This is a genomic window from Microvirga sp. VF16 (genome assembly GCF_016864375.1).
Taxonomy (GTDB): domain Bacteria; phylum Pseudomonadota; class Alphaproteobacteria; order Rhizobiales; family Beijerinckiaceae; genus Microvirga.
Window position 1 is genome coordinate 514,038 of record NZ_CP069355.1, and the last position, 26,057, is coordinate 540,094.

The following is a 26,057-nucleotide window of genomic DNA, read 5'->3' on the forward strand; positions in this document are numbered from 1 at the left end:
AGCGCAAATGGTGTCGATTGCAGATGTCGGATCTAGGTGCTGGGTACATCCGGCGGCCTTCGGTGCTTGACATACGAAGCCCGATGGTCGTGGTTGTTGAGACTTCTGCCGGGGACAGCCGCGATCAATTCCCTAACATAGGGGTGATTGTCGAGAGCAAACAAGGCGTCGACGTCGCCCGTGTAGCAGATCTCCCCCCGAAGCAGAACGACCGCACGATCGGCGACCTGCCGGACAACGCCAAGGTCATGCGTGATAAATAGGTAGGATAGGCCGCGTTCCGCCTGAAGCCGACGCAGCAAGTCGAGGACGGTTGCTTGGACGGACACATCCAAGGCTGAAACCGGTTCGTCGCATACGATAAGATTCGGCTTAGACGCCAGCGCTCTAGCAATGGCGACACGTTGCTTCTGCCCACCACTCAGCTCGCCGGGATAGCGATCGAGGAAGTCGCCAGACAGTTCAACACTTTCAAGCAGCTCGACCGCTTGACGTGCCGCATCACGTCGATCATTGGCGAACTTGTGAATCAAGAGTGGACGGGCCAAGGAATACCCAATGGTCCGTTTGGGGTTGAGGGAGCTGTCTGGGTTTTGAAAGATAATCTGAATCCGTCGCCGAAGTTCCAGTGAGCGCTCGGACAACTTCCCGGGCAACAGGTCACCCGTAAACTCAATACGTCCGCCAGTCGGAGCCTCGAGCCCCAGAACACACTTGGCGAGCGTCGATTTACCTGAGCCGCTTTCCCCTATCAGGGCCAGCGTTTCTCCTCTAGCTATGGAGAAGGAAATCGCATTATTGGCAGGGTACTTGGCGTTGTGCCGATAGTCTTTACAAAGCCTTTCTATCCGCAGAATCGAACCTGCAGGCTGCTTTTCAGGAACTTGAATGGTGATCTCGGACAACGGCTTTTGGATATAGATGTCCGGGATGGCAGCAACAAGCTTGCGAGTGTAAGACTCAGATGGGTTGCTGAGTACTTCACGGGCTGCGCCACTTTCGACGATCCGGCCTTTGTTTAGCACGATGACACTGTCACAAACGTCGGCGACGACGCCAAGGTCGTGACTAACATATAGGATAGAAACACCGGTGCGTTTGCGCAAGTCAGCCACCAGTCGCAGGATGCGCGCCTGTGTGGTGGTATCGAGCCCGGTCGTCGGCTCATCCATCACCACGAGGTCGGGTTTTAGCGAGAACGCCGCCGCGATGACCACACGCTGCAGTTGCCCGCCGCTTATCTGATGCGGATATCGATCATAGATGGTCGAAGGTTCGGGAAGCCCGACCTCTTCGAGCCACCGCACTGCCTCCGTTCGCGCGGCCGATTGAGACAGCCCGAAATGAAAGCGCAGGCCCTCAGCCACCTGCTCTCCGACTGTATAACTTGGATTCAGGGCTTGCTGAGGCTCCTGGAATACGAACCCGATCCGCCGACCATAATAACGTGTGCTGATTTCTTTCTGCCTCAGGACCATCAGGTCGGCGCCATCGAACAGGATCGATCCAGCGGTGATCCGGCCCGCCCCGAGATGCTGCATGATTGCATAGCCGATCGTGCTTTTGCCAGATCCGGACTCGCCGACAAGCCCCATGATCTCGCCACGCTTGAGATCGAACGAAACACCACGGACCGCTGGGATGGGATGCCAGATCGGGCCGTAACAGACCTCCAAGCCTTTCACTGAAAGGATGTGATCTGCTTGGAATCCTTCCTGCTTAGACATGGGACACCATACGCCCTCTTCCGACACCACCGAGCCACTCCTGAACGCTGTCACCCAGAAGATTTACGCAAATGACTGAGAGGATGATTGCGAAGGCAGGCGCCAGAATCATCCAGGGCGCGATGCTGAAGTATGGCGCCGCTTCCGAGATTGCGATCCCCCAGTCTGGTGTCGGTGGCTGCACGCCGAGGCCGAGATATCCCAGTGAACTAATTAGGAGAATCGCGTAGGAAAATCGCAGACACGCTTCCACGAGAATGTTGGGCCAGACATTCGGCAGTATCTCCCGAAACAGGATTCCTGCCGTACTTTCCCCCATCACGGCTGAGGCGGAAACGAAGTCGAGATGAACCACGTTCAGCACAGCGCTGCGGACCACGCGAGCGGCGCGTGGTATAAATATAATCGTGATGGCGACGACAACTGCGAGTGAGCCCGCTCCGACGACAAGTACGATGAGCATCGTGAGTACCAAGGACGGCATCGCCATCATCGTGTCCGAAAGGCGCATCAGGACCTTGTCGACAAGACCTCCATAGAAGGCCGTCACCATTCCCAGGATGGTCCCGAGCCCGACACCCAGAATCGTTGCCGACACTGCGAGAGCCAGGGTGCTTTGGCCTCCCAAAAGAACCCGGACGAACACATCACGCCCAAGATGATCCGTTCCTGCCGGGTGCGACAAGCTCGGCGGAGCCAAGATCGCGTCCGCCGCCATTGTCAATCCATCGAGCGTCACGAACATTGGGAGGAGGTAAATAGCTCCGATAATAACCAGAAACAGAGCCAGGCCGAACAGAAAGCTAATCCCGAACTTTAGGAACAATGCTCCCGCACCACGGATTGTGGCCGCCTGTTTAACTGTAGTCACAACTGCGGTCACGCTCACCTCCCCCTGAGGCGTGGGTTGAGAATCAGATAAGTAACGTCGGTCAGAAGGCTGGCTCCGATATACGTCGCTGCCATTGCAAGAGTGCAAGCCTGAATGAGAGGAATGTCCCGGTTCTGGATTGCGAAGACGGTGAGCCGCCCGATGCCTGGAACACTGAACACAGTCTCAACAATAACGACGCCACCAATGAGATAGCCAACGTTGATGCCAAGTACGGTGATCGTAGGCAGAAGAGCATTCCGCAGCACATGCTTCACAACAATAGTGCGCTTCGGCAGACCCTTGAGCACAGCAGTTCGAGTATACGGCGCCGCTAGAGCCTCGATCATGGAAACACGGCTCGTTCGCAGCACATGTGCAAGCAGGATAAGCGTCAAGGTAGCAACTGGCAGCACCATGTGCAGAAAGTATTCATGGATGCTAGCGCCCTCGCCGGCAAAGCCAGACGTGGGAAGGACACCTGCAAATAGGATGATCAGGATCATGCCCGTGACGAACTCTGGCGCGGATATGCCAGCCAGCGAAGATATACTGATCAACCGGTCGAGAGGACGCCCTTGATACAGCGCAGCGATGGAGCCAAGCGTCGTTCCCAGAATGAAGACGAGGATGAATGCGGCCCCAGCCATCGGCAGTGAGATGGCCAGGCGATCCGCCAATACGGGTCCAATCGGCACATTCATTCGCATGGATGTGCCGAAGTCGCCTTGCAGAACGCCGCTCAACCAATTCCAATATTGGACAAGAAGGGTTCGGTTCAGGCCGAGTTGCTCTTCCAAAGCCTTCACCGCCTCAGCAGTTGCCATAGTATCAAGCGTAGCACGCGCTGCATTACCCGGCATGACATGCGTCAGCAAGAAGATGAGTACGGACGTGAACAACAGCGTGAACCCGGCCCAGCCGAGTTGAACCAATGCTTTCCGCAAAGTTTCGAGAAAATCCCTGGTGCCCTTGGCACCGCCGCGCGCCGCCTCGGTCATGACGTTACCAAGTCAGCGCCCCGAAGTTCCACCCACTTGTTAGGCATAGGCGGAACACCTTTCAGCTTCTCTGACTTCGCGCATGCATAGTTCATGAAATAGGGAATGATTGCGGGACCATCGAAGGCTAGAATTTCTTGTACCTTCGCGTACAACTCCTTACGCTTTGCAAGGTCCGTGGCTCTCCGAGCGTCATCAAGCAATCGATCTACCTCGGGATTCGAGTAACTGTATTCATTCCATGACCCCGAACTGTGATAGAACGGATAAAGTTGCTCATCTATTGTGATGCGGCCAAGCCAAGTACCAACAAAGAAGTTTTCCTTCTTCCAAACTTCCGCAAGAAAGCGGTCCCAGGGCCGCTGCTGTATGTCGACCCGGACGCCGATAGCCTCGATCATCGGCTTCACCACCTGGGCCGTCTCAAGGCAACCCGCCCGCTCGTTCGTGGCAAACAAGGTGAGCGATAGATCCTTGATACCGGCCTCTTCCAGCAATGCGCGCGCCCTCGCAGGATTGTACTCAGGCGCCTTGCCTCCGGCAAAAAACGGACTTGCCTGCCCCACCGGTAGATCCTGAGCGATTGTTCCGTGTCCCTGCAGCACGATTTTCGTGACCAGCTCACGGTTGATCGCGTGCTTCATAGCCAGACGCACTTTTGGATTGTCGAAAGGCGGGCGGTCGCTCCGCATGCAGATTGGCTGAAATGCGGTGGTCGCTACCTCCTCCAACACAAGTCCAGGCAGGCGCGATACTACTGGTATGAGCGAAAGCGGAACATCCCACATCATGTGTGTTTGGCCAGAAGTCAGCGCAGCCTGCTCGCCGGTCTGGGTGGGGTAAGTGACGAAGCGGACGTTGTCGATCTTCGGAGTACCAACCTCCCAGTAATCTTCGTTGCGCGTCAGCTGAATTTGCTGACCCGGCATCCAGTTTACGAACTTGAACGGTCCGGTCCCGATCGGCTTCGTATCGAGGTTTCCGGCGTCTTTGGGAACAATTCTGGCGAAAGTCTGAGTCATCAAAAGCGGGAAGTCGGCGAGCGGCGAAGTCAGCTTGAACTCCACGACGTTCGGCCCCGCCGCGGTAACAGTTTCGATAGGGCCGATGGCATTTCGACCAGCCGATCCAGTGGCCTTATCGAGGATCCGCCGAATGCTGTAGACGACATCTTCCGCATCCATATTGCGACCGGAGTGAAATCTCACGCCGCTACGCAATTTGAAGCGCCAGTGATCGGCTTCTCCTATTGTTTCCCACGATTCAGCCAAGCCAGGCTTCGCTTGTAGATCGGGTCCCAATCGAACAAGATTGTCATAGATCGCCTGGGTTACGGCGTACTCGTCGCCGCTGATGGTGAACGCGGGATCAATTCGGTTGATTGATGAGCGGAAACTGATTGCCACATCCTTTTTCGTCGCACCAAAACTGAACGACGGCAGCATAGGTACAGCTGTCACGCTGCCTAGAAGCCGCACAAAGTCTTTGCGAGTCATAGTCCTGATGTTCATTTTGTTTCCCTCCGTCTTCCCTGTTTGTTACCGCTGACCAACATCAAGCTATTTATCTTACCGTTCAAGCGCTGGTTCGATTTCGTAGCTTGTACTTCGGTATAGTAGAGTGCCGTAGATACTGTTCTGCCGGCAAATATTAGCGTCGGTAAGCACCCTTGGCGCCCAAGCTGTCGTGGGCAGAGCCGCCCGCGGCTCCGACCCGAACTCGCCCGCCCGCACGGGGACGGATTGCGAGAAGGCGATCGTTGCAGGCAGGTTGAGACTGGTTGTAACAGCTCCGACGACGAAGGCTCGGCGTGAGATCGTAGTCAATGCCAGATCCAAAGTTCTGGCTCCTCTGCTCTTTATAGACTATCCACAGGTTCAGGTCAGGCTGAGCGGAGCGGATGACAGTCTCTCACAGCCGGATTGCGTCACAATGAATGGCTCTCCCAGGAAAAGCAGGACTGGAAAATCGCAAACATCTCTGACTGTCCAGCGAAACAGCAGGAAGAAAGTCATGTTTGGTTCAAGCACATGGGTGTCGGTTTCCTTGATACGAAGATTGTCGAGCCAAGTGGGAGGATAGCCGATACCCGTACCGTAACCATGATGCGTCCCCGGAACATACATCCCGAACTGCTTGAGGGAGCGGTTTATCTCCCGAGCAACGTCCGCTGCGGAAACACCCGGTCGAATGACAGAAAAGGCCGCCTCCTGAGTCTGGACAAGTTCGTCGAAGACTTTCTGAACTTTCGCCGGCGGCTCGCCCATCCATCGTGTCTGGACCCCGACCGCGTGATAGCGATAACGCGAACATCCGGGTTCGATGGTCACCGGCTCGTCTGCCAATATGCGACGATCCACGGCGGGACCATGGGTCCGAGACATGGTGCGAGGTCCGCTAGCGAACGGAGGAACGATGGCCGGCACGTGACCGCCAGCTTTGAACATGCCCGTCAGTGCGGCAGCAAGAACCTCGGTTTCGAGCACGCCCGGGCGCAGCGCTTCGAATGCGCCTGCGTAGGCAGCATCCAGAACCTTTCCCGCTTCCCGCATATAGACCACCTCTGCATCCGACTTGCGAAGCCGCAACTCGGTAATGAGATCGGAGGCGTCGACCAACGAAGGCAGCGCCTCGCTCAACGGCTTGTAATAGAAGGGCAGGAGTGCGTGCGTCTTCAATTCTATCCCGACGCGCTTGCCATCCGCCATGAGGCCTTTCTCGCGAAGCAAATCGACAGTCATTTCTATCGGATTGTCCGCCGAGTCATCCTTCCACGTCCGAACTTCATCGATGTATGGAAGACCCACAATCAGGTTATAATCAGCGGTACGGCTGAGTACGGTGATCTCTGGACTGTCGGCGGTTAAGATCGCGGTTTGATAGATCCAGTAACCCGTCTGTTCATAACCAAAAAGATAAAACATGCTTTCCTGATGAAATATCAGAAGAGCATCGAGCTTCTCCTCGACCAGCCGCTTGCGGACAGCGTCGATCCGCCGCCTGTATTCGCCATTCGTGAACGGCAGCGGCATTCCTATCATCCATGAGGTCTCTTCTGAAGCGAACCTTGTCATCTGAACCCTCTGACTGGCAATCTGCACTCCCCGTCGACGAGGATGCGCCTGATTGAGAACGATAACGGGCGGTTCCGCCCTAAGCTAGCTGGCTAGACTTCGGTGGTGATAATATTCATCGCACACGGCTAGGATGTTGGGGGATTAGTCGCGCTTGTGATCTTGCTCAGCTCACGTTGGGTAGCGTCCCAGGACGTGGTGTAGGAGCGAACCGCCCGAGAGGTGGTCATCGCCAGTCTTCGGTTAGGGTTCGGATTGCGGAACCGGTGCGGCAAACGGCTGTCGAAATAATATCTCTCTCCGGCGCTCAGATGCGAGTTTCAGTGCTAACGGCTACTCGAACCGCGCCTCGGATGACGAGGCTATCGTCCTGAGCGGTGGGAAAGGAGGCTTCTCCAGAGCGGCGTCAACCGCGTAGGTCGCATGCAGGAGTTGCACGTTCTGGTTGGGAAACTTGATACCCCGAGTGGAAGGGCCAACCGACCGCTTGCGCCTGTAGGCCATCGCCGATCGTATCAAGCTTTGGCAGCGCGGTTTAAACTTTTCTATAGGAGCGGTGAGAATACTGGACAAGAGGTAGGCCGTACATTGGAATGATCTGCTACGGAATAACTGTCGGGTCTTGGGCAACCCGCTGATAGGCGCCAATGACTGAAGTTGGAGTCCCCGGTCCCAGCTCTCCCGCACTTTGCGTGGATGAGTCGCAGCAACGTGACCTGATCCCGCCGATTTCCATCGGCAGAGCGGCGCATGAACTCGCTCTCGCTCATTCCCGGCTGCCGGAGGTACTGTCAACTTGACGCTGATGAAGGCAACACTGCCGCCAGGTCAGTCCACATCATCCTCTCAAGGCAACTCCGGTCGCATAACGCCAAGAAACGAAAGCGCTCTCGCGGGCGGCGCAGTATTCACTGGCGGATAAACAATGACGGCGGAGCTGGAAATGATTGTGGATCGGAACATGGATGGCGAGAAACTGCTGCGCATGCCGAACTAACTTGAACTGCCGCATGTGGCGTTCCCGCCGTCGGGTGGGTTGATGCGAGACTTCGCAGCAATTGTTGAGATACCGGCTCTGCCGATGCTCAACACCCGGCAGGACCTCGCGTTTAGCAGCGCCATAGGAGCCGAGTTTATCGGTCACGATCACCCTCGGCACGTAGCACAGGCCCTTCAGCAGCTTGCGAAAGAAACGCTTAGCAGCCTTCTTGTTGCGGCGGCTCTGAACCAGAACGTCCAGCGCGTTGCCGTGCTGATCAACGGCTCGCCAGAGATAGTGCAGTTTGCTGCGGATGCGAACAAACACCTCATCCAAGAACCACTTGTCGCCGGGCCGCGGCCGGGACCGCTTGAAACTGTTGGCATAGGTCCGTCCGAAACGCAGGCTCCACTCACGAATAGTCTCATAGCCGACCACGATGCCTCGTGCCGCGAGGATCAGTTCGACTTCTCGCAGGCTGAGGCTGAAGCCGTGATACAACCAGACCGCCTGGTTGATGATCTCGGCTGGGAAGCGGAAGCCGCGGTAAGGATTGGATCTCGTGCTCATGCCCGCGACACTGCCACAGTCCCCGACCTCTCGCCAACCTGTCAATACCGCCCCACATGGTCCTCAGATCACGAAGAAATCCTTGTAGGTCATCTTCAGGTTCTTGGAGAGCGTTGCGATCTTCACCTGCGCCGCCGAGCCTGTTCCGTCGACATCGTAGTAGAGGGCGCCGCTCTTCTTATCGTAAATCACCCGGTCGTCTTTGTCGTGAGCCTTGGTCCCGGACCAGAACATCTTCGCGCTGAGCTGGGCTGGCTTCGTCAGCGTGCCCTTTGAGCCGAGCGCCTTGAACACCACGTTGTCGAGCCAGACCGAGTCGTCGCTAACGTTGAAGTCCACGATTCTGTCGACGTTGGTGGTTTTGTTCGCTTTGGTGTCGAACACGAAGGCGTCCTTGTCGCGCCCACCATAGAGGCTGTCGTTGCCGAGCTTGCCGGACAGCACATCATTACCGGCATCGCCCTTAATGGTGTTCTTGCCGGTGTTGCCCTTGATAGCATTGGCGGCCGCGTTGCCGGTCAGGCTGACAGGGGCGCTGCCGGTCGCGGTGATGTCCTTGCCGTCGGCCGGAAGGACGTAGCTCGACGATACCACCACCACAGGCGGGGTCGGCGGCGCCTCGAATACGTCCGACAGCGAGAGGGTGAGGACCTCGTCGAAGGTCGCCCCGGCGCTGTCAGTCACGCGCACCGTCACGTTGTGGCTCGCGGCCTGCTCGTAGTCGAGCACGGCCCCATTCGCCACCACAATCTTATGACCTTGAATGGCAAAACGACCGCCGGCGTCGTCAACAAGGCTATAGGTGAGCGTTTCGCCTGCAGGATCGAGCATATCGGCGTCAATCGCGTAAAGCGTGCTGACCGTCGTTCCGTTGGCGCTGCTCTCGGCAACGACTCCGCCAACCTGATACAGATTGGTTGGAGCATCGTTCACCGGAGCGACCGTGAAGGTGAAGGTATCCGACGCGGAAAGGCCGGCGCTATCGGTCGCCGTCACAGTCAGATTAATGCTGCCATTGTAATTGGCTGGCGGGGTGAACGTGAACTGCCCATACACGGGGTCACGACTGAACCAATACGGCAGCGGACTGCCATCCTCCAGGGCGATCGTATAGGTAAGAGGCCCCCCGTCAGAGAACGCCCCGGGAGGTATATAGAAGTTAACAGGCGCGTCCTCTTGGATTGTTATGTCAGGCAGCGCGATGCTCGGCACGGGAGGCGTCGTGTCGACAGGCTGGTCGCCCGTATCAGGTCCGGGTTTCAGCTGCAACAGGGTCTGATTGTAGCCTGAAGCAGCAGCGATGAAGTCGGCCGTGGTGTAGCTGCCGGACAGGATCAGTTCCTTATCGTATCCGGCCACCTCATCCACACCCCAGCGAAGGGCCGTGCGCCCATCTCCGAGATCGGAAACGGCAATTTCGCCAAGTGCGACACTTGCTCTGGCTCCCTCAACCAGACCGCTGAAATTCCAGCCGTTGTAGTTTTTCAGGAGAAGCGAATCGTCGCCCGAGAAGTCGAGAATTTCGTCAGTCTGAATCGCCGTGACAGCGCTACCCGTCCACAGAACCTCATTGATATTGATGACGAATGTGTCCCGCCCGCCGCCTCCGACAAGACGATTGGAGGCGATGCTCTCCGCAATGACGTTGTCGGCCGCATTACCTGTGCCGTTCCGCGCGTCGATGCCGAACAGCCACAGTTCCTCGACGTTTTCCGATAGCCCGTAGTCAATGAAGGCGTTGACAACATCTTGCCCGCCTCCAGTGGCTTCGATGATCTGATCATCCGCACTGAAGATAGCGAAACTGTCCCCAGCCGAGCCGCCATAGGTGATGATGGTTTCGACGCTGCTGAACTCAAGCCGCGGCTGAAACCAGTCTTGGCCGATGCTGACGTTGCCAAAGCCCCATGTTGTGGCCTTCCCGGTCTGGCTGTCCAAGTACAAGCTGTGGCTGACATAAACCGCCGTGCTGAGGCCACGCCCATCGATGACGAGCGTGTCGGTTCCCTCGCCACCTGAGAACGCATGGCGCGCCTCGGCATCGTCGAGATCGGCTTTAAAGGTATCATTGCCATTGCCGCCGCTGAAGCTCATGCCCCTGGGGGTAGTGCCGCGAACATCGAGCGTGTCGTTGCCGTCGGTCGTCGCGAGCTTGAGGCGCTCGAACCCCTCCATGGTGACGGTGCGATCCGATCCGGCAATCTTAACTGGTCCGGCGAGCTGGTCGGCCCAAACAATGGAGAAGCCTTCGCCCGATGTGTTGATCTGCAGGTCGAGTTCATCGAAACCGGCGCCGCCGTCCAGCGTATCATTGCCGATGCTGGACGAGACGAAGTCGTCTCCACCACCGGCGCTGATCCGCTCGTTGCTGCCGAGGTCCTGAAGGTAGTCGACCTCGTTTCCTGAAATCAGCGTGACATTCTCGATGTTACGCAGTCCGAGGGAGAAGGATACCGTTCCAGGATTGCTGCCGTCCAGATAGTGGTCCGAAAGGCTGACGCTGCCGTAGTCGCTGCCGGCGCCAGTCGTACTGACACGCACGCGAAACTGCGAGAAGTCGATGACGGCACGATCTGTACCATCCTCGCCATCAAAGGTGACGTTACCATGAATATAGGTCGCTTGCGCGCTGATCCCAGTGTCGTCGATCTCGAGAATATCGTTGCCGCCACCGGCATAGTAGGTCGATTGAAGCCCCGTGCTGTAAGTGTCCGTCGATGTACGGGCCAAGAGGTTGGCACCGCGAAGGTCGAACCGGTCCACGGCGGCGCCCGTGACAAGCGAGATATCTTCGATATTGCGGATGGTGGTGCTGTTCTGCCCCGTGCCCAGCACGATGTCGGTCGTCTGTGCTTGCCTCAGCGAAAAATCGACAGCGGCATCGGATATTTCCAGAGCGATGGAGTCCCAACCACGACCGCCGTCATAGACATCGGTGCCGCCGGTTTCGGCCAACATGGCGTCGTATGAGCCACCGCCTCCCGAGAAGAAATGCCCGGTCCTGTTTTTCACACTCAAGAAGTCGTCGCGCCCATCACCGCCGAAATAGTTATTGTTGCCTACTGTGCCAGAGAAGAAGTCTCCTGTTGCAGATCCAGTTAACGTCAGGCTTTCGATTCCGCGAAGAGAAATCCGGGTAGACTCGAATCCATCACTGTTCTGATAGAGTTCTTCCCGCAGGGTTCCGTCAGAAGGATCAAAATAAAGGTAGAAATAGGCACGGAACTCCGATCCAGCGAAGCTGGCGGAAAGGGTGTCGGCCCCCTCACCTCCGTCAAAGGTCGACCGGCTGTTCATGGTAACGGTGCCAAGCTCGAACCGATCGTTGCCTTCCTCACCGGAATAGGTGCCCGAAGTCGCGCCGCCGGGACGGATAATGTCGTCGCCGTCCCGCCCGCTGATATTTCCGCCAAGACCGTTGCCGATCAGAACGTTACCCTGGGCGTTGCCGGTCAGTTCGACGAGACCCGCGGTGCTCTTTGCCCAGAGATTCTCGATATTGGCACCCCAGGCATTGTCGATGCTGAGGGCGAAGGGGTCTGCTTGGCTGCCATCATAGATGATGGTGTCCATCCCCGACATCGTTCCGGCATCCTCGACCACACGGTCGCCTAGGCCGTCGAAGATGTAGAGGTCGTTGCCGGCCCCACCGCGGAGATCGTCGGCTCCTGCCGCCCCATCCAGGGTGTCGTCGGCGGCGGTGCCGACGATCAGGTTGTCCAGCGCGTTGCCGGTGCCACGACGAGCGTCGCCGACGAGCTCGAGCTCCTCGATGTCGGCCCGGTCGGACGATCCGGACAGCGAGTAGTCGATCGAGGCCACGACCCGATCGCGGCCGCTGGCCTGGCCATCACCGTTCTCCTTGACCACGTCGGACTGGCTGTCGACGACGTAGACGTCGTCGCCGAGTCCGCCGTACATCACGTCGTAGCCGACGCCGCCGTCCAGGGTATCGTTCCCGGTGCTGCCGACGAACACGTCGTTGTTGTCGCCGCCCGTCAGGCTGTCGTTGCCGTCAAGGCCGACGAAGATGTCGACGCCGGTCCCGCCCGTCATCAGATCGGACAGGCGTGAGCCCTCGATGATCTCGATGTTGGCGAAGGTGTCGCCCTCCGCATCGCCGCCGTGGTTCGCGTCGGCCGCGAGGTCAACGACGACGCCCTCCTGCGAGGTCGCATAGCTGACGATATCGATGCCGGCGCCGCCGTCGAGCGAGTCCGCGCCAGCCCCGCCGGTCAGCACGTCGTCGCCAGTGCCGCCCAGGAGCGTGTCGCCGCCGCCTCGGCCCTCGATGAAGTCACGCTCAGCGCCGCCGTCGATGCTGTCGCCCGCCGCGCCGCCGTAGAGGAGGTCGCCTCCGTCGCCGCCCGACAGGGTGGCAGAGACGTTAAGGTCCTCGGCGAGGACGATGGCATCGTCACCGGCGCCGCCACTCCCGACGATGCCCAAAACGTCGCCGACGCGCTCCGAGTGGCCGAAGCCGACGACGGTGACACCGCCCGGCCCGTTGCCGATCTGGACGGATTCGGAGCCGTCCAGATGGTCGGAGATGTCGCGCTCGCTGGCCCGGCCACCGATGTTGAGGACGAGGGCGCCGTCGATGAGGTCGGCCAGCCCCGGAGGCGGCGGCGGCGCCCCGGCGACATCCACGGTCGGGTTGTCCGAGACCGTGAAGCTGCCGACGACGATGCGTGGGGAGTTGTAGCGCCAGACGTCCCAGCCGGCCACGTTGACGTAGGCGGCAAAGCCGGCCGTGATCTGGCCCGAGGCGTCAAAGATCGCGAACGGGTTCGTCAGCAGGGCGTGCGCCATCTCGTCGAGATAGATCCTGCCGTCATTCGGCGATCCGTTCACGTGGTCGTTGAGGTTGAGAAGGATCTGTCCAGCGATGTTGCCGCCGCCGCCAATCGAGGCGAGGTAGATCGTGGCCTCGATCGCGAGCTCCACGGCCGCGGACAGAGTCAACTCGGGCAGATCGACGCCGTCGACCACCTGGTCGCTGACGTAGAAGCCGTTGAGGATCGCGGCATAGTCCTGGAAGCCGCCCTGCACGAATTGCAGCAGGCCGCGGGTGTCGTACCCGAAGGCCATGTCGATCGCCAGCTCGAGCGCGCCCGAGAACTTCACGTTGATGCCGGGAATGATCGGATAGGCGCCGAGGTTGACGAGCCCGCCGCTCGGATTGCCGTAGGAGTCGAAATCGCCGAAGCCGATGTTCAGCGCCGGCAGGTCGAGGCTGAAGAGGCTCGCGTTGCCGCCGAGGAGCAGCCTGAAGGCCTCCATCGGGTTCTTGAGGATCGGGAAGGCGAAGCTCGATCCCGAGAACATGTCCTGGAGGATCTGCTGGCCGGTCTCGCCGGTCTGCGGGTTCTGCGCGCCGAAGCCGCCGGTGCTGAGACCGGCGAGAAAGCTGGAGAGATCGGCGGCACCGGTGATGGTGGGAATGGCCTTGCTGAGCTCGAAGGCCGCGTCGCGGACGTCCGCCAGGATCTGGAAGGATCCCAGGTCGTAGGCATCCGCCCCGAAGTCCTTGCCCTGGAAGAACTCCGCCCACTGGATGATGTCGTCGACGATCTGGATGAACTGGAGGGCCGGACTGAGATGCTGGTCCGGGTTGGCAAGCTTGACGAAGTCGAGGAGGGTGATCTTGTCGTCCCCGACGTCGTGACCTCCTTCCGTCTTGCCCGCCTTGTCGAGCAGGTTCTGCCAGTCCGGGACGACCTTCAGAAAGGTGAGGTCCGTCTTGAAGACCGCCAGCGCCTGGTGAATCGGCTGCAGCACAAGGTCGAGCTGGTCGAGGATCGGGCGGATGAAATCCTCGACAAAGGTGCCGAAGTCGTACTGGACGTTGTTAAAGGCGACCGTCGGCACACTGCCAAAGTTAGAATTGGTGTCGGTCGGGTTGACGAGGTTGGCGCTGAACGCCCAGGCGACGGCGAGGTCCGTGCTCATCTTCGGTAGTGAGGCGGCGCCCATGTCCGACGAGAGGTGAAGGTCAAGGTTGGCGTTGCCGGAGACCCTGGCGTCGAGCACGTCGTTGCCGAGCTCGGACAGGCGCAGCTTTCCGTCGCCGTCCTTGATGTCGACCGCGAAGCTGCCACTCAGCGAGGATCCCTGGTCGACGGCGTCGAAGTTCAGGAAGCCCAGGGTTGCGTTCGCCGCCAGCCCCGGCGTGGCGACGGAAAGGCCGAGCGCGAGCTCGGGGCTGCCGCCGTTTGTCTGCAGGAAGAAGCTGTCGGGCGTCGTCCCGTCCACTCCGACAGTGAAGTCGAAGCTGTAGGAGACCTCCGCCTGCGCCACGCCAGTCGTCTGGGCGTTCAGGCCGAGGCCGGCAAGGCCGAAGTCGGTGGCCAGGGATTGGGTGTAACTGATGATCTTGTCCGTCGTGAAGGCGAGGGTCACCTGCCCTCCGTTGATGACCGTGTCGACCGCGGCGTCGACGAAGCCGGCCTTGGCCATGGCCTCGTTGATCTTCGCCTCGACGGCTTCCTCCACGTAGGTCTGGGCGTTGGCCAGCTCATGGATCGCGCCGGTGATCGAGTCCTTCAGGGCCGTGATAGTGTGGAGCGCCTGCTCACCTTGGTCGAAAGCTGCCTTCAGCCTGTCGCCGACGATCGGAATATCCTCGGCGTAAACCTTGAGGGCCAAGGCGCTCTCGATCTTCGCCAGCACCTGGTCGATGCCCGTCTCGAGCGCCTGGAGGTCTCCAGCCGTTAACATGCCCGTCATATCATGCCCCCCGGCGGCTCCGCTGCGCGGGCCGCTTCAACTCCGTCGTTCTTGTTCGGCGCACCGTGCTCGATCTGAGGGTCCGCCTGATCTTATCCAGCTGGGTTGCCCTCTTGAGGCTCAGCACCCGTAACTCGGCGATGGCTTGCTCGGCTTGGGCAGCCGTTGCGGCATGCCGGCGTTCGCAGCGAGCTCCTGAAATGCCGCTCCTGCGCCGATCCGTCCTCGGCAAGCCGCCACCCGGCCCAAATCGCCATAATCACCATTGGCTTTTAATTAGCTCAGTGAGCTATAAATCCCGCGCGCTCTTGGCGTCAAGTCGCTAGCCTCGTAGGGTGCGGGCCCGTTCCGCCGCTTGGGTTTCACGATGGGATCACGGTTCTGGCCACCACAGGCCCCTGTCTATGCGTTGTTCGCTCTGGCCCTCATGATCCTGGCCGCCGCAGCGCTTTCAGGATCGGCTCCGACGCGGTCTTCAGTGCAGCCATTTCAGCCGGAGAGCCTGTTCATCGGCTCCATCGCCGATCATTTTGTCGACCCGACAGGACAGTTGACGATCGATATGGTCGCGGCAAAGCCCACCCTCTTCATGCCGACGAACGGACGGGCGGCCAACCACGGGGTGAGTCCCTCAACCGGTGCGGCGCTCTGGCTCCGGCTGAAGTTGCCGGATCTTGATCCTGCCCTTGATTGGGTTCTATCGCTTCATGAATCCCGCGTTTCGCGGTCAGATCTCTTCCTGGCGACGGAGGCAGGGTGGCGTTCATTCGAGTGGGATCCGAAGGCCGATTATGCGGCGGGCCGCCCGCTCCTGCGCTATCCGGCCTTTCACCTGAAGGCTGCGGAGATCGCTGGACAGGTGGTTTACATTCGCATCGAGACAACATCTTCGATGCGGGCCTTGCTCTGGCTGGAGTCGGACCGGGCTTACACCGCAACTTATGGGCAACAAGCCCTCGCCTTTGGCGGCCTTATTGGCGCACAGTTTGCTCTGTTCGCCTATCTGCTCGCCATCAGCTGGGCTCTGAAGGATGGCGCGCTCCTGCGCTTGAGCGCGCTTGTTCTCGCGTTCGTGGCGTATGTTGCGGCTGATCGGGCGATTCTCGAGACCATTCTGTTCCCGGGTGCTCTCGATCTTTCGCGTATGGTCTCGTTGTCGAGTTCGCTGCTCATCTTTGCCGCCTGGCTCTCGTTTGAAGCATGCTACCTGAAGGTCCAGATCCATTTACCGGTCTTGTACAGGGCCAATCAGACAGCCATTGTGCTCATCCTCGCTTGCGCCGTCCAAGTCGTTCTGGAGTTCATGACGAACACACGCCTGATCCGGCTCTATTCGTCCTATGTTGGGCTCGCCGCCTTGGCGACGGGCGTGGGCGTCGCGCTGGCGATGATGCGTTACGAATGGCGGCGTGCCACCGCGTTCCTTCTGTGCTGGCTCCCGGCGATTGCCGGCGGCGCAGCGCGGCTTTCTCTTGACGCTGCAGGTGGCATCAGTCCTCACCCGGTCGCGGTGAACGCTGTCTATTGGGGGGCGGGCCTGTCGCTTTTGATCTTCGGCATCGCGACCTCTCTCGACATTCAGGCACGCGAGCGCAGGCTCCTCCGTGCAACGCAGTCCAGCGAAGCCCGCTTCCGCAGTTTCGCTGATAGCGCCTCCGACAGCTTTTGGGAGACGGACGCGGTCGGGCGCTTGGTCTATCTGACCGGGCGTCTCGACGATGATAAAGTCGGACTTACCACCGGTTCGGACTTTATCGAGAGCCTGCGTCGAGTGGCGCGGGATTCCGATCAACAAGGCCTCGTCCTTCTGGAAAGAGCCTTTGTCGAACACCATGCATTCCGCTCCGTTCTGCTGGCGCTGCGGGGGCCATCCGGGGGCAACCGGGATCTTGCCTTTGGCGGAGCGCCCTGCTTTGAGGCAGACGGCCGCTACTGCGGGCATCGCGGCGTCTTCAGCGACGTGACTCGGGAGAGGCTCCTGAGTGAACGTCAAGTGCAACAACAGAAGATGGCTGCTCTTGGACAGCTTGCCGGTGGAGTCGCCCATGAGATCAACAACCTGCTCCACCCGATCATTAACTTGAGCCGCCGGGTCCGTGGCGGTTTCGATGCCGGCGATGAGCGCTGCTATCAGATGGGAATTGTCGAGGATGCGGGCCTGCGCGCGCAGGAAATCGTTGCCAGCATCTTGGCAACCGCGCGGCCTGCGCTGCAGAGGAGTCCGATTATCCCCGCCGGTGAGGCCCTCATGAAAGCGGTCGACGCAGTGCGGCCGGTTATTCCAGCAGCGGTCGAGCTCGACCTGAGAATCGATCCAATCAACGGCCTTCCTGTTCCGGCCGGAGAGGTGCTCCAGGTTATTAGCAATCTGGTCAGCAATGCCGTTCATGCCGTCCATGGCGCTGGTCGCATCGAGATCTCGCTGGCAACCGAAGAAGACGGAGGAGCCGTGCTATGCATTGCCGATAATGGCGAGGGTATGGACGCCGACACCCGCCGACAGGCAATGGAACCGTTCTTTACCACGAAGGGGTCGAGTGGCGGCACCGGCCTCGGCTTGCCGCTGGTTTACGGGATCGTCACAGGATGGGGGGCATCTATCGATATCCTATCAGAGCCGGGACAGGGCACGAGGATAGTCATCACGCTCCCCGGCAAATTGAGGACCCAAGAGAGGGAATGAACCACAATGCAGAACTTGCACCGGGTTTTGGTGATCGATGACGTCCTGGGGGTGCGCGAGTCGATTCGTATCGCACTGACTGCTGCGGGCTATGCGACCACTGTGGCCGAGAACGGTCAACAGGCCCTGGACATCCTGTCCTCCGGCTCTTTCGATGTAGTCGTGACCGATCTCTGGATGCCGGGGATTGATGGAATTTCGCTCATCAAGCGGCTCAGAAGCGAACAGCCGACCCTGCGGGTATTCGCTATGACTGGTGGCGGGCCGCGCATGACGATCGAGACGGCGACCTCGCTGGCCGAGATCTGGGGTGCAGAAAAGGTTCTTATGAAACCGTTCGATGAGGCGCTTCTGATTGCCGCCATAGACCGAAGCGGACCTTAAGAAGTTTCCTCGCCGTCGTCGGCCTGATCGGATTGAACGCGGCGCAGGATATGCTCAAGGGCACTGGCGAGGGCGAGCCGTTGCTCGCCATTAAGCTCCTCGATTATCTTGGAGATCAGGTTGAACGGATCCTCAGCGAGAAGGGCGCGCCCGGCTTCGGTCAGCTCAACGCGTCTGGACCGGCCCCGCACTCGCCCTTCGACATTCGCTACATAGCCCTTGGCCATGAGGGTGCGAACGGTTCGTGTCACCGGGCCAACGGCAAGGCCTTGGAAACGTGCGAGCGCGCTCGCCGTTCGGTGGGCCGGCTCGGCCCAAGCGAAGTAGCGAAGGGCCGCCCATTGCGCCGGGAACAGATCAGCCGCGTATCCCAGGGAGTGCAGGGCCCGGGAGGTCTGATCGAGAAGGCGCGCAAGGGCTGGCGCTGGAATCAAGCGTCTTGCTGACACGATCAACTCTGAGTTCAAGGAGGCGCATTGCTACTCTGCCTAGGCAGCGAAAGCAACAGTATCACGACACGCTCTTGTCAATTCCTCATGATGCTTGGGGCCGATCCGCTCGGCCCCCGTTTCCACAACATTACTTTGAGGGACGGCCACCCTGCTACGCTACTTCGCTAGCGTCAGGCCCATTCACCGCCCCTGCAGCGCGGGTATGCCTGTCATATGAAACCATGTGAAGCCTTTCATGCGCAGTGACGGCCTGCCTGCGTTCAGGTTCACATGTGCGGAGATCCGGACCTATGGCCCCAGCGTCTCTATCATGAGGGAAGTGAAGCTGAAGCTATAGCAGATTGAGTTGCCAGGAGACGCCGTATCGATCGTTGACCCATACGAATTGCCGACTGAATCCATAGTCTCCCATTGGCATGACGACTGTTCCCCCTCGGCCAACCCCGAGGAGAGGTGAGAGATCTGATCCTCCGTGGCGCATTCGACGAAAAGGGAAAAAGCGGGCGTGAAGCTAAAATCGTGCTTCATAACGCTGTCGGTGCATAAAACGGTTTTGGCCCGCGATTGGCAACCATTCGCACCGCTGAAGGAAACCGCGCGACCATAGCGGGACGTGGTCACAAGCGTTCAGTCTGCCGAACAGAGTCGGTCAGGGTCAAGGAATCGGATTATGGGGCCCTTGCGAAATCACCATGAAGATGGCGGAGAGCACGGCGGCCAACATCAACCCGCCCAGCACCAGCGTGCCCGTGGGGATGTGCCGGCTCTTCCAGGATAAGCGCCCGGCTTCCTTGTGCTCTGCCCGGCGTGGGTCTGGCTTTCTCTCGGCCATGGTTGCCTCCATCCTGCCGGATAGGTCCCACTTTGCAATCACAACTGCCAGCACTAGGCTTTGTTGCGACAGGAGCGGCTTGGACACAGGAACCCTATCCATTGATCAAAGGCGGAGTTGAGCTGAGCTACCGATGTCCTGCCTGTGGTTCGACCCGGGCCGTCGTGGCCCGGAAGCCTCAGGACGGCTCGATCGTCCGTTGCGTTGACTGCAATCAGGCGCTTGGCTGCCTCAGTGACATCCGGCGGGAGCTTGCGGCCAAGGCCCGAGAAGACGCCGGCGCTCTCGCCAAGCGGATCTACCGGCAAGGCAGAGGCGACAAGCACTCCTGATCCGCCGACTTGGCGTTCCCGGACAGGAAACAAGAGAGCGAGCGCTGTTTGATCCCTGCGCTGGACAGGGGCAGGCGCTGGGGCCGAGGTGGGTTGAGCGAGCGATCCAAGCCCCGGCGCGTTATTTGTCACCGCTGGAAAGCTGACACTCGCCCTTCATGTGGCGCGCGATGGCTGTCATTGCGTCATGGAGAGACGGGAAGTTGGCCGTCCCTAGTCCGGACAGCCCGGAACTGCCGTTTGCATCGATGACGAACAGCGATGGAGAGACCTCGGTAATTATCCCGAGAGGCCGCCCAAGTCGATCGCTCAACATCCAGGTCGCTGCTGGTTTGAGCTCGGCCAGTGTCACCACCACATCCATGGTAACTTCTCCGCTCGATGCAGAACAATGACATTTGTCTTGCGTCGAGAAGCAGGCTGTCAAGCAATGTCCCGACGGGGGTCATGGGATCCCCTCCGTGAAGGCAAGCCACCTCGTGCTGGATAAGCTTCGAGGGACCATGACAGGGGCTGGAGCAGTCGAGATGATGAAGCGGCAGACGCTCGCAGGCCAAGACATCTATGTGCCGGTGCAGCGGCGGCAAACGCTTGATCCCAGGAAAGTTGAAGCCGTTGCAGAGAGCATCATGGAGAAGGGACAGGACGTCCCCCATTCTTGTGCGGCCTGATGGCAAGCGCTTTGTTCTGGTCGAGGGCCTGCATCGACTGGAGGCCCGCAAGGCACTCGGTGAGACAACCATCCCTGCCTACTTGGTTCAGGCGCGGAAGCATTGATCGGCGCTCCGTGCGGCACCGGAGCAGGGTCTTGGATGGAACTGGACAGGGTCTAGGGCAGATCGCGCTCAAACCGGGGCCGCGGGCCTTTGCGAGGGGCTCGGAGCTTCGGCCCTGAAGAGCTTGAGGGGCGACAGGAGCGGAGGGGTCGTTCACAGGGGGATGGGCTGCATCCACACTCGATCTTGCCCTTGCGCCTATCATCCCCTGAAGCACAGCCTTGTAAGGGGCATCATGCCACCCTATCGTTCCGGCATCGAGATTGGCCGACGACTGAGCTGCTGCGCTTGACCGTGCACCTGCACGGACGACCTCACCAAGCATCGATGCTCATCAAGCCGAGGCGCTGATGCATCTCGGCCCAACCTGATCATGAACAGGGAAGGAACCCACCATGGCAACCGGCACAGTGAAGTGGTACAATGAAACAAAGGGCTATGGCTTCATCCAGCCTGACACCGGCGGCAAGGACGTCTTCGTCCATGCCTCGGCCCTCGAGCGCGCCGGCCTGCGTGGTCTGGCTGACGGGCAAAAGGTCTCCTATGACGTCGAATCTGACCGCCGCACCGGCAAGGAGTCAGCCTCAAACCTGAAGACGGCCTGATCAAGCCCTCTGGTCACATATTTTGGGACAGAGGCCGCCTCAGCTGAGGCGGCCTCTGCGCTTTGCACCTGCCGGATCCTGGCGCGTTGAGCCACAGAAAGGAATACGAACAGTGGCTCACAAGAAGTCAAAGTCCGTTGAGAGCGCCTATGCCCTCTTCGACATCCTCTACGAGGATGGCTCCCGCAGCTCGAACCGGCGTGTCCCACGCTCTCTTCTGGGCGGGCTCGACGGCGATGAACCGGCCAGGAGAGCCATCGAGGAGCAGGACAATGCCATCGCCGGGAAACTCGGTCGTCCCCGCATTCCGATCAAGAAAATCACGCGCTCACCATTCTAACGTAAAGCGGCCTGCCGCACGGCAATTCCTGCCCGTGATCAAAGTTCTTTCTGATGAGATTGGCTGATTTCGGACTTCCATCGGAAAGTCTCCTGGCGGCATGTGGAAGCAAATCGTTCTGGGGCACCCTATTCATTCACCGTTGCGAAGCGACTCTCTTGTAAAACTCAGATTGTGCCTTATATTCCTACTATTGACATTTGGCCGGACAATCGGGCCGTTTCGCTGGTGGCTTTGCCAGACGCATGTTCAGACGCTCTCTCCAAAACATCGACGAACCGGGTTGAGGTCGCGCTTGCGCGCCTCTGCCCACGTGCATCCACAGCAACCGCGAAAGGTTACCCCCACGATCATGGGCATTGAAAGTTCTACAACGACATGAAGGGCTTCGGCTTCATCCAGCCGAACGATGGCAGCAAGGACGTGTTCGTCCACGCTACCGCCCTCAAGCGCGCCGGCGTCAGCGGTCTGGTCAAAGGCCAGAAGGTTTCCTTCGACACGGCCGAGGATCGCCGCAGCGGCAAAGTCGCCGTCAACAACATCCAACGAGCCGCCAGCGGCCTCCTATCCTCCTGTTCAAGGCGAGCCGCGATTGCACCCGCCACTGGCATGGTGCGGTTTCATGGGAAATTCATGTTTTGGACGTTCCACTAAAGAGCCGCGAACAAAAGGAGCCGCGAAGTGCCCTCCTCCCACAACGATGGGCCGAATGGAAGCGGTCACGGTGGTGGAACGATGAGCCGGGTCGTTCAGGATCGCATCGGCGAGCCGCTGCGGGTCATGCACGACGACGTCACAGAGGAGCCGGTCTCAGATCACCTCGACCTGCTGAAGCAACTGGATAAGTCGCGGTCGGACGAGAGCGCATGATCGGACCTCCTGACGCGAAGGCAGACATCCTCGGTGCTATTCCGCACCTACGCGCCTTTGCGATCTCTCTGACCAGCGATGTGGATCGGGCCGATGATCTGGTCCAGGAGGCTCTCGTGCGGGGGTTAAGCCATCTCGACTCATTCACCTCTGGCACGAACATGCAGGCATGGCTGTTCACGATCCTGCGCAACCAGTTTCATACGGTGTACCGCAAGCGGCGGCGCGAAGTCGAAGATCCGGACGGTGCTCTGGCGAGTGGGCTCTCGATTCCTCCAGAGCAACATGGCCATCTCGATTTGCAGGATCTGCAAACCGCCCTGATGCAATTGCCGTTTGAGCAGCGCGAAGCCCTTCTGCTCGTTGGGGCCCAAGGCTTTAGCTATGAGGACGCGGCGCGCATCTGTGGCGCGCGGATCGGGACGATCAAGAGCCGGGTCAACCGCGCTCGCATGGCTCTGGCGGACCGGCTGGGAGTGGAGGACACGGGCGATCTTGGCTCTGACTGGACGACCAAGTCGGCCATCAGGAGATAGATCAGTGCCGTCCACACCAGCCATCGGCCTCTGGCGGGCGAATGTCGGTCAGCAGGGCATCGACCGCAATCCCGGCCTGCAGGCCGCTTTGATGACCTCGTAGCCGGCTTCTGCTAATCCCGTCACAGTGCATTGTGGATTTCAGGATCTCCAAGCCATGCCCGAGCTTCCTCTAGTCTCCGGAAGGCGTGCTCTATCTCGATGAAAGGCTTGGGCCTTTCCTCTGGAGCCAGATCCGTCAGCAGCTCGGCTGTCCAAATGGTGTTGTGAGGGTCGCCATTGCTAATCAAGCTGGCGACAATCACCCCATCGAGCAGGACGTCATAGCTATCAGGTGCAAGGCGAGAAAGCTTGTAGGCCATCCTAGCCCTCCCCTTTGCCTTTACGGCGCACGCCTGGCCGCCCGTGGTTTAAGAACTCCACGCCGGCAGCCTCTCGAGCAGATGGCACGGCCCTAACAGTGTCCAGCCCGCTTATGAGGGTTTCTGCCTTCCGCGCCACCATTGCTCGAATGGTGTTGGCGCTCACAGCTGACAACCTCGCCAGCGTGATTTGCTCCATGTCCACGAGCCCCCTCGCCGCTCGCGCAGCCACCCGCAGCGGCGGACTAGAGTACCGTGCAACGACCGCCCAGTGGCATGCCGAGCGATCAGCCCGGCGCCCGAAGCCGACGAAGCTTGCCCTCAACGCGACCTTGCGCACTTATGTCGAGGAGAGATTGGCTGGCGCCGTCGTCGCTCCAAGCGGAGTTTCCATTCCCGGTCCTACTGTCGCCTGGAAGGCCCGCCGGCATGGCCAGCGGCAAGATCGGCGGTGGGCCAGAGCCTGGAGCCCGGAGCAGATTGCCCAACGCCTGCCGGTTGACTTCCCGGACGACAAGACCATGCGCATCAGTCACGAAGCGATCTATCAGGCCCTCTTCGTCCAAGGCAAAGGAGCGCTGCGCCGTGAACTCACGGCCTGCTTGCGAACAGGGCGGGTGCTGCGGGTACCGCGGGCGCGGGTCCGCAGGCGCGGCAAGAGTTTTGTCGCGCCTGAGATCATGATCAGCCAGCGTCCTGCCGAAGCGGCCGATCGGGCGGTGCCAGGGCATTGGGAAGGAGACCTTATCTTGGGCCTTGGCAGCTCGGCGATCGGCACTCTGGTCGAGCGCACCACCCGCTTTACGATGCTGCTTCATCTTCCCCGTTTGGCAGGCCACGGTGATTGGCCGCGCATCAAGAACGGGCCTGCGCTGGCTGGCCATGGGGCCGAGGCTGTGCGCGACGCAATCACGCGCACCATCGTCACCTTACCCGAAGAGCTGCGCCGATCGCTCACCTGGGATCAGGGCGCCGAGATGGCCCAGCATGCCCGTCTCAAGATTGATGCGGGCGTCCAGGTCTACGTCTGCGATCCGCAAAGCACATGGCAGCGTGGTACCAACGAGAACACGAACGGGCTGCTGCGTCAGTACTTCCCGAAAGGCACTGATCTGAGCGCGCACAGCGCCGCGGAGATTGCTGCCGTGGCGGCCGCCCTCAACGCAAGGCCGAGAAAGACGCTGGGCTGGAAAACCCCTGCAGAGGCGCTTGACGAGTGGCTGCGGCAGGTCAACAGAATCCCTGTTGCGACGACCGTTTGAATCCGTCCAAGCAGCGCGATCGCAGTATCGACTTTCTGTTCGCGAGCGGTCGCAAGAGCAGCAATGGTATTGTCGAGCAATTTCAATAAAGGACTTGATCAAGAGCTGCGATTAGACAACGCCCATGATCCGGTCGCCATCGTAGGAGGTGATCGCCCCGCCTTCGGCCCGCACGATCCGCGCGGCGCAGTAGAGATAGGTCTTATAGATCTCCGCCGAGAGCGTCCAGGTGTCGTCGTGCACGAAGCTCGTCGAGCCGGACAAGTCGGCATTGAGGATGGTCGCCCGCTCGAACTCAATGGCGTCGTTTCCGAGCCGGATGGCTTTCGGTGAGATCGTTTGTGCGCGCGACGGCGATCGCGAAGTCGCAGCTATCTACCTGGGCCTCGAGGTCCTGTAGGTGTCGTGCGTCGCGCGGAACACGCCGTCGGTCCAGAGGGCCGGCAGGATGGCGTCGTGTGCGAAAGCCTCCTGGATCTCGCGGGCGATCGGCATCGCCTCGGCCGACGAGATGATGAAGACGCAGATCCGCTCGCGGTGGGCGCCGACCAGCGCGTTCCGCGGCATGAGCCGGCGGGCCAGCTCCTGGGCGATGGTCCGGTACATGTCGGGGTGGCGCGAGGCCAGGTTGGCGAAGTCGTGTTCCGCCGTCGCAGTCATTGCATCCAGCGGGAGCTTGGAGCGACAGGGGAAATCCATCTGGTCAACAAGCTGTTCGGTCTTGCCCCTGCCAAGGCCCGTCGGTTGGGTTCATTATGCTCCGCCCCAGTTACTGCGACAGCGCCTGTGTGAGATGGTCCGCGATCAGGCGCACACGCCGCGAGCGTCGGATATCCGGATGCATCACTAAAAACACCGGGCGCACCGGTGGACGGGTTTCCGCCTCCAGTGGCCTCAGGCTCTCGTGTGGGGAGGCCAAAAATTCCGGGAGAAGGGCAATTCCCAGCCCGCCCAGAGCTGCTTGCAGCATGGTGGCCATGTCATTGGATTTTATGCTGAAGCGCCGCCCACCCACATACTCGTCAAGCCACAGTTTCTGCGGCAGGTCCGGCATGCTGTCGTCGAAGCCGATGTAGACCTGCTCCGCCCTCGGCCGTTCGACCTCCGCAGCAAGGCCGTAGAGGCCGTAAGAGATCTCGCCAAGCGAGCGCACCACGAGGCTCGCTTCGCTCGGACGACCGAGGCGGATCGCTATATCGGCCTCGCCGCGAACCAGATCCGCTTCCCGTCGCTCACCGACCAGTTCGAGCCCGATGCCCGGATGAGCAGCTGAAAACAGACATAAACCCGGCAGGATCAGATGACTGAGAAGCAGCGGCGGTGCCGAGATTCGGACCGTTCCGGAGAGCATGTCCACGCCGGTTGCGGCGCGGCGCAAAGCGAGCACCTCCTGCTCGACCGCCTCCGCACGGCTGAGGAGGTCTCCTCCCTCGGTCGTCAGCGTCCACCCCCGCGCCAGCCGATCGAAGAGCCGGACTTCGAGCTCGGATTCCAATTGGCTGACCCGGCGCGCCACGGTCGAATGCTCCACGCCGAGCGCGCGGGAGGCGCCTGACAGGCTGCCGCTGCGCGCAAGGGCAAGAAAATAGCGAATGTCATCCCAAAGCATCATGGGACTCCCGTCTGATCATCCACGCACACACGCTGCCGATAAATTCCAACTTCCGATCAT

General features: G+C 60.0%; 23 protein-coding genes and 2 pseudogenes. 9 read left to right on the forward strand and 16 right to left on the reverse strand.

Annotated features, from left to right (window positions below):
• Positions 1-32 precede the first annotated feature (32 nt).
• The 7 genes from JO965_RS27870 to JO965_RS27900 all read right to left on the reverse strand — a co-directional run bounded on the left by JO965_RS27870 (position 33) and on the right by JO965_RS27900 (position 14,951).
• Positions 33-1,727, reverse strand: a complete 1,695-nt coding sequence (locus tag JO965_RS27870; protein ID WP_203445306.1) for an ABC transporter ATP-binding protein — start codon at positions 1,725-1,727, stop codon at positions 33-35.
• Complete coding sequence (locus JO965_RS27875) at positions 1,720-2,610, reverse strand: ABC transporter permease (protein ID WP_203445307.1); 891 nt, start codon at positions 2,608-2,610, stop codon at positions 1,720-1,722. Before JO965_RS27875 ends, JO965_RS27870 begins: the two co-directional genes overlap by 8 nt.
• A 2-nt stretch (positions 2,611-2,612) precedes the next feature.
• A complete protein-coding gene (locus JO965_RS27880) occupies positions 2,613-3,599 on the reverse strand; it encodes an ABC transporter permease (RefSeq protein WP_203445308.1) in 987 nt (328 codons plus the stop codon).
• Positions 3,596-5,110 (reverse strand): ABC transporter substrate-binding protein, encoded by a 1,515-nt coding sequence (locus JO965_RS27885; protein WP_203445309.1) that lies wholly within the window; start codon positions 5,108-5,110, stop codon positions 3,596-3,598. Before JO965_RS27885 ends, JO965_RS27880 begins: the two co-directional genes overlap by 4 nt.
• Positions 5,111-5,476: 366 nt before the next feature.
• On the reverse strand, positions 5,477-6,631 hold the full coding sequence (locus JO965_RS27890; RefSeq protein WP_203445310.1) for a Xaa-Pro peptidase family protein: 1,155 nt from the start codon (positions 6,629-6,631) through the stop codon (positions 5,477-5,479).
• 880 nt (positions 6,632-7,511) lie between these two features.
• Positions 7,512-8,222 (reverse strand): IS6 family transposase, encoded by a 711-nt coding sequence (locus JO965_RS27895; RefSeq protein ID WP_203445311.1) that lies wholly within the window; start codon positions 8,220-8,222, stop codon positions 7,512-7,514.
• 63 nt (positions 8,223-8,285) lie between these two features.
• On the reverse strand, positions 8,286-14,951 hold the full coding sequence (locus JO965_RS27900; protein ID WP_203445312.1) for a putative Ig domain-containing protein: 6,666 nt from the start codon (positions 14,949-14,951) through the stop codon (positions 8,286-8,288).
• A 367-nt stretch (positions 14,952-15,318) separates the two neighbouring features.
• Here JO965_RS27900 and JO965_RS27905 point away from each other — a divergent pair, with 367 nt between their 5' ends.
• The gene (locus JO965_RS27905; protein ID WP_203445313.1) at positions 15,319-17,634 is read left to right on the forward strand and encodes an ATP-binding protein; all 2,316 of its coding nucleotides are present in this window, start codon (positions 15,319-15,321) and stop codon (positions 17,632-17,634) included.
• A 6-nt stretch (positions 17,635-17,640) separates the two neighbouring features.
• Positions 17,641-18,018, forward strand: coding sequence for a response regulator (locus JO965_RS27910; RefSeq protein ID WP_203445314.1), 378 nt, complete (start codon positions 17,641-17,643; stop codon positions 18,016-18,018).
• On the opposite strand, the gene JO965_RS27915 is transcribed toward JO965_RS27910, so the two are convergent.
• The 4 genes from JO965_RS27915 to JO965_RS27930 all read right to left on the reverse strand — a co-directional run bounded on the left by JO965_RS27915 (position 18,015) and on the right by JO965_RS27930 (position 19,998).
• Complete coding sequence (locus JO965_RS27915) at positions 18,015-18,467, reverse strand: MarR family winged helix-turn-helix transcriptional regulator (RefSeq protein ID WP_203445315.1); 453 nt, start codon at positions 18,465-18,467, stop codon at positions 18,015-18,017. The two genes, JO965_RS27910 and JO965_RS27915, sit on opposite strands and share 4 nt — an antisense overlap.
• A 291-nt stretch (positions 18,468-18,758) precedes the next feature.
• On the reverse strand, positions 18,759-18,998 hold the full coding sequence (locus JO965_RS27920) for a hypothetical protein (protein WP_371826950.1): 240 nt from the start codon (positions 18,996-18,998) through the stop codon (positions 18,759-18,761).
• 127 nt (positions 18,999-19,125) lie between these two features.
• Positions 19,126-19,302, reverse strand: a complete 177-nt coding sequence (locus tag JO965_RS27925) for a hypothetical protein (RefSeq protein WP_203445316.1) — start codon at positions 19,300-19,302, stop codon at positions 19,126-19,128.
• A gap of 453 nt (positions 19,303-19,755) precedes the next feature.
• Positions 19,756-19,998 carry a hypothetical protein gene (locus JO965_RS27930; protein WP_203445317.1) on the reverse strand — a complete coding sequence of 81 codons (243 nt, stop codon included), beginning with the start codon at positions 19,996-19,998 and terminating at the stop codon, positions 19,756-19,758.
• 163 nt (positions 19,999-20,161) lie between these two features.
• On the opposite strand from JO965_RS27930, the pseudogene JO965_RS27935 reads away from it, so the two are divergent.
• The 4 genes and pseudogenes from JO965_RS27935 to JO965_RS48215 all read left to right on the forward strand — a co-directional run.
• Positions 20,162-20,411: pseudogene (locus JO965_RS27935) on the forward strand (ParB N-terminal domain-containing protein).
• A 394-nt stretch (positions 20,412-20,805) separates the two neighbouring features.
• Positions 20,806-21,015, forward strand: a complete 210-nt coding sequence (locus JO965_RS27940) for a cold-shock protein (protein ID WP_203445318.1) — start codon at positions 20,806-20,808, stop codon at positions 21,013-21,015.
• Between the two features lie 112 nt (positions 21,016-21,127).
• Positions 21,128-21,355 (forward strand): hypothetical protein, encoded by a 228-nt coding sequence (locus tag JO965_RS27945; RefSeq protein ID WP_203445319.1) that lies wholly within the window; start codon positions 21,128-21,130, stop codon positions 21,353-21,355.
• Between the two features lie 378 nt (positions 21,356-21,733).
• A pseudogene (locus JO965_RS48215) lies at positions 21,734-21,907 on the forward strand (cold-shock protein); the annotation flags it as partial.
• Here JO965_RS48215 and JO965_RS49520 read toward each other — a convergent pair.
• Complete coding sequence (locus tag JO965_RS49520) at positions 21,888-21,953, reverse strand: hypothetical protein (RefSeq protein WP_371826951.1); 66 nt, start codon at positions 21,951-21,953, stop codon at positions 21,888-21,890. The pseudogene JO965_RS48215 and the gene JO965_RS49520 sit on opposite strands and share 20 nt — an antisense overlap.
• A gap of 83 nt (positions 21,954-22,036) precedes the next feature.
• Here JO965_RS49520 and JO965_RS27955 point away from each other — a divergent pair, with 83 nt between their 5' ends.
• Both JO965_RS27955 and JO965_RS27960 read left to right on the forward strand, forming a co-directional pair.
• A complete protein-coding gene (locus JO965_RS27955; RefSeq protein WP_203445321.1) occupies positions 22,037-22,225 on the forward strand; it encodes a hypothetical protein in 189 nt (62 codons plus the stop codon).
• A complete protein-coding gene (locus JO965_RS27960; RefSeq protein ID WP_203445322.1) occupies positions 22,222-22,761 on the forward strand; it encodes a sigma-70 family RNA polymerase sigma factor in 540 nt (179 codons plus the stop codon). Before JO965_RS27955 ends, JO965_RS27960 begins: the two co-directional genes overlap by 4 nt.
• A 122-nt stretch (positions 22,762-22,883) precedes the next feature.
• Here the strand turns inward: JO965_RS27960 and JO965_RS27965 are convergent, their stop codons facing one another.
• Positions 22,884-23,123 carry a hypothetical protein gene (locus JO965_RS27965; protein ID WP_203445323.1) on the reverse strand — a complete coding sequence of 80 codons (240 nt, stop codon included), beginning with the start codon at positions 23,121-23,123 and terminating at the stop codon, positions 22,884-22,886.
• A gap of 113 nt (positions 23,124-23,236) precedes the next feature.
• Between JO965_RS27965 and JO965_RS27970 the strand changes: the two genes are divergently transcribed.
• Positions 23,237-24,385 (forward strand): IS30 family transposase, encoded by a 1,149-nt coding sequence (locus JO965_RS27970; protein ID WP_371826943.1) that lies wholly within the window; start codon positions 23,237-23,239, stop codon positions 24,383-24,385.
• Between the two features lie 111 nt (positions 24,386-24,496).
• On the opposite strand, the gene JO965_RS27975 is transcribed toward JO965_RS27970, so the two are convergent.
• From JO965_RS27975 to JO965_RS27985, 3 genes are all read right to left on the reverse strand, one after another.
• Positions 24,497-24,649 carry a hypothetical protein gene (locus tag JO965_RS27975; RefSeq protein WP_246777033.1) on the reverse strand — a complete coding sequence of 51 codons (153 nt, stop codon included), beginning with the start codon at positions 24,647-24,649 and terminating at the stop codon, positions 24,497-24,499.
• 111 nt (positions 24,650-24,760) lie between these two features.
• Positions 24,761-25,084, reverse strand: coding sequence for a hypothetical protein (locus tag JO965_RS27980; protein ID WP_203445324.1), 324 nt, complete (start codon positions 25,082-25,084; stop codon positions 24,761-24,763).
• A gap of 70 nt (positions 25,085-25,154) precedes the next feature.
• A complete protein-coding gene (locus JO965_RS27985) occupies positions 25,155-25,997 on the reverse strand; it encodes a LysR family transcriptional regulator (RefSeq protein WP_371826944.1) in 843 nt (280 codons plus the stop codon).
• Between the last annotated feature and the right edge of the window lie 60 nt (positions 25,998-26,057).

What these genes read in the sequence shown, in the direction of transcription:
- JO965_RS27870 (WP_203445306.1), bottom strand. Translation starts at nt 1,727, where the DNA reads ATGTCTAAGCAGGAAGGATTCCAAGCAGATCACATCCTTTCAGTGAAA.
- JO965_RS27880 (WP_203445308.1), bottom strand. Translation starts at nt 3,599, where the DNA reads ATGACCGAGGCGGCGCGCGGCGGTGCCAAGGGCACCAGGGATTTTCTC.
- JO965_RS27885 (WP_203445309.1), bottom strand. Translation starts at nt 5,110, where the DNA reads ATGAACATCAGGACTATGACTCGCAAAGACTTTGTGCGGCTTCTAGGC.
- JO965_RS27890 (WP_203445310.1), bottom strand. Translation starts at nt 6,631, where the DNA reads ATGCCGCTGCCGTTCACGAATGGCGAATACAGGCGGCGGATCGACGCT.
- JO965_RS27895 (WP_203445311.1), bottom strand. Translation starts at nt 8,222, where the DNA reads ATGAGCACGAGATCCAATCCTTACCGCGGCTTCCGCTTCCCAGCCGAG.
- JO965_RS27900 (WP_203445312.1), bottom strand. Translation starts at nt 14,951, where the DNA reads ATGACGGGCATGTTAACGGCTGGAGACCTCCAGGCGCTCGAGACGGGC.
- JO965_RS27905 (WP_203445313.1), top strand. Translation starts at nt 15,319, where the DNA reads ATGGGATCACGGTTCTGGCCACCACAGGCCCCTGTCTATGCGTTGTTC.
- JO965_RS27910 (WP_203445314.1), top strand. Translation starts at nt 17,641, where the DNA reads ATGCAGAACTTGCACCGGGTTTTGGTGATCGATGACGTCCTGGGGGTG.
- JO965_RS27920 (WP_371826950.1), bottom strand. Translation starts at nt 18,998, where the DNA reads ATGAAGCACGATTTTAGCTTCACGCCCGCTTTTTCCCTTTTCGTCGAA.
- JO965_RS27925 (WP_203445316.1), bottom strand. Translation starts at nt 19,302, where the DNA reads ATGGCCGAGAGAAAGCCAGACCCACGCCGGGCAGAGCACAAGGAAGCC.
- JO965_RS27930 (WP_203445317.1), bottom strand. Translation starts at nt 19,998, where the DNA reads ATGGATGTGGTGGTGACACTGGCCGAGCTCAAACCAGCAGCGACCTGG.
- JO965_RS27940 (WP_203445318.1), top strand. Translation starts at nt 20,806, where the DNA reads ATGGCAACCGGCACAGTGAAGTGGTACAATGAAACAAAGGGCTATGGC.
- JO965_RS27960 (WP_203445322.1), top strand. Translation starts at nt 22,222, where the DNA reads ATGATCGGACCTCCTGACGCGAAGGCAGACATCCTCGGTGCTATTCCG.
- JO965_RS27965 (WP_203445323.1), bottom strand. Translation starts at nt 23,123, where the DNA reads ATGGCCTACAAGCTTTCTCGCCTTGCACCTGATAGCTATGACGTCCTG.
- JO965_RS27970 (WP_371826943.1), top strand. Translation starts at nt 23,237, where the DNA reads ATGAGGGTTTCTGCCTTCCGCGCCACCATTGCTCGAATGGTGTTGGCG.
- JO965_RS27980 (WP_203445324.1), bottom strand. Translation starts at nt 25,084, where the DNA reads ATGGATTTCCCCTGTCGCTCCAAGCTCCCGCTGGATGCAATGACTGCG.
- JO965_RS27985 (WP_371826944.1), bottom strand. Translation starts at nt 25,997, where the DNA reads ATGATGCTTTGGGATGACATTCGCTATTTTCTTGCCCTTGCGCGCAGC.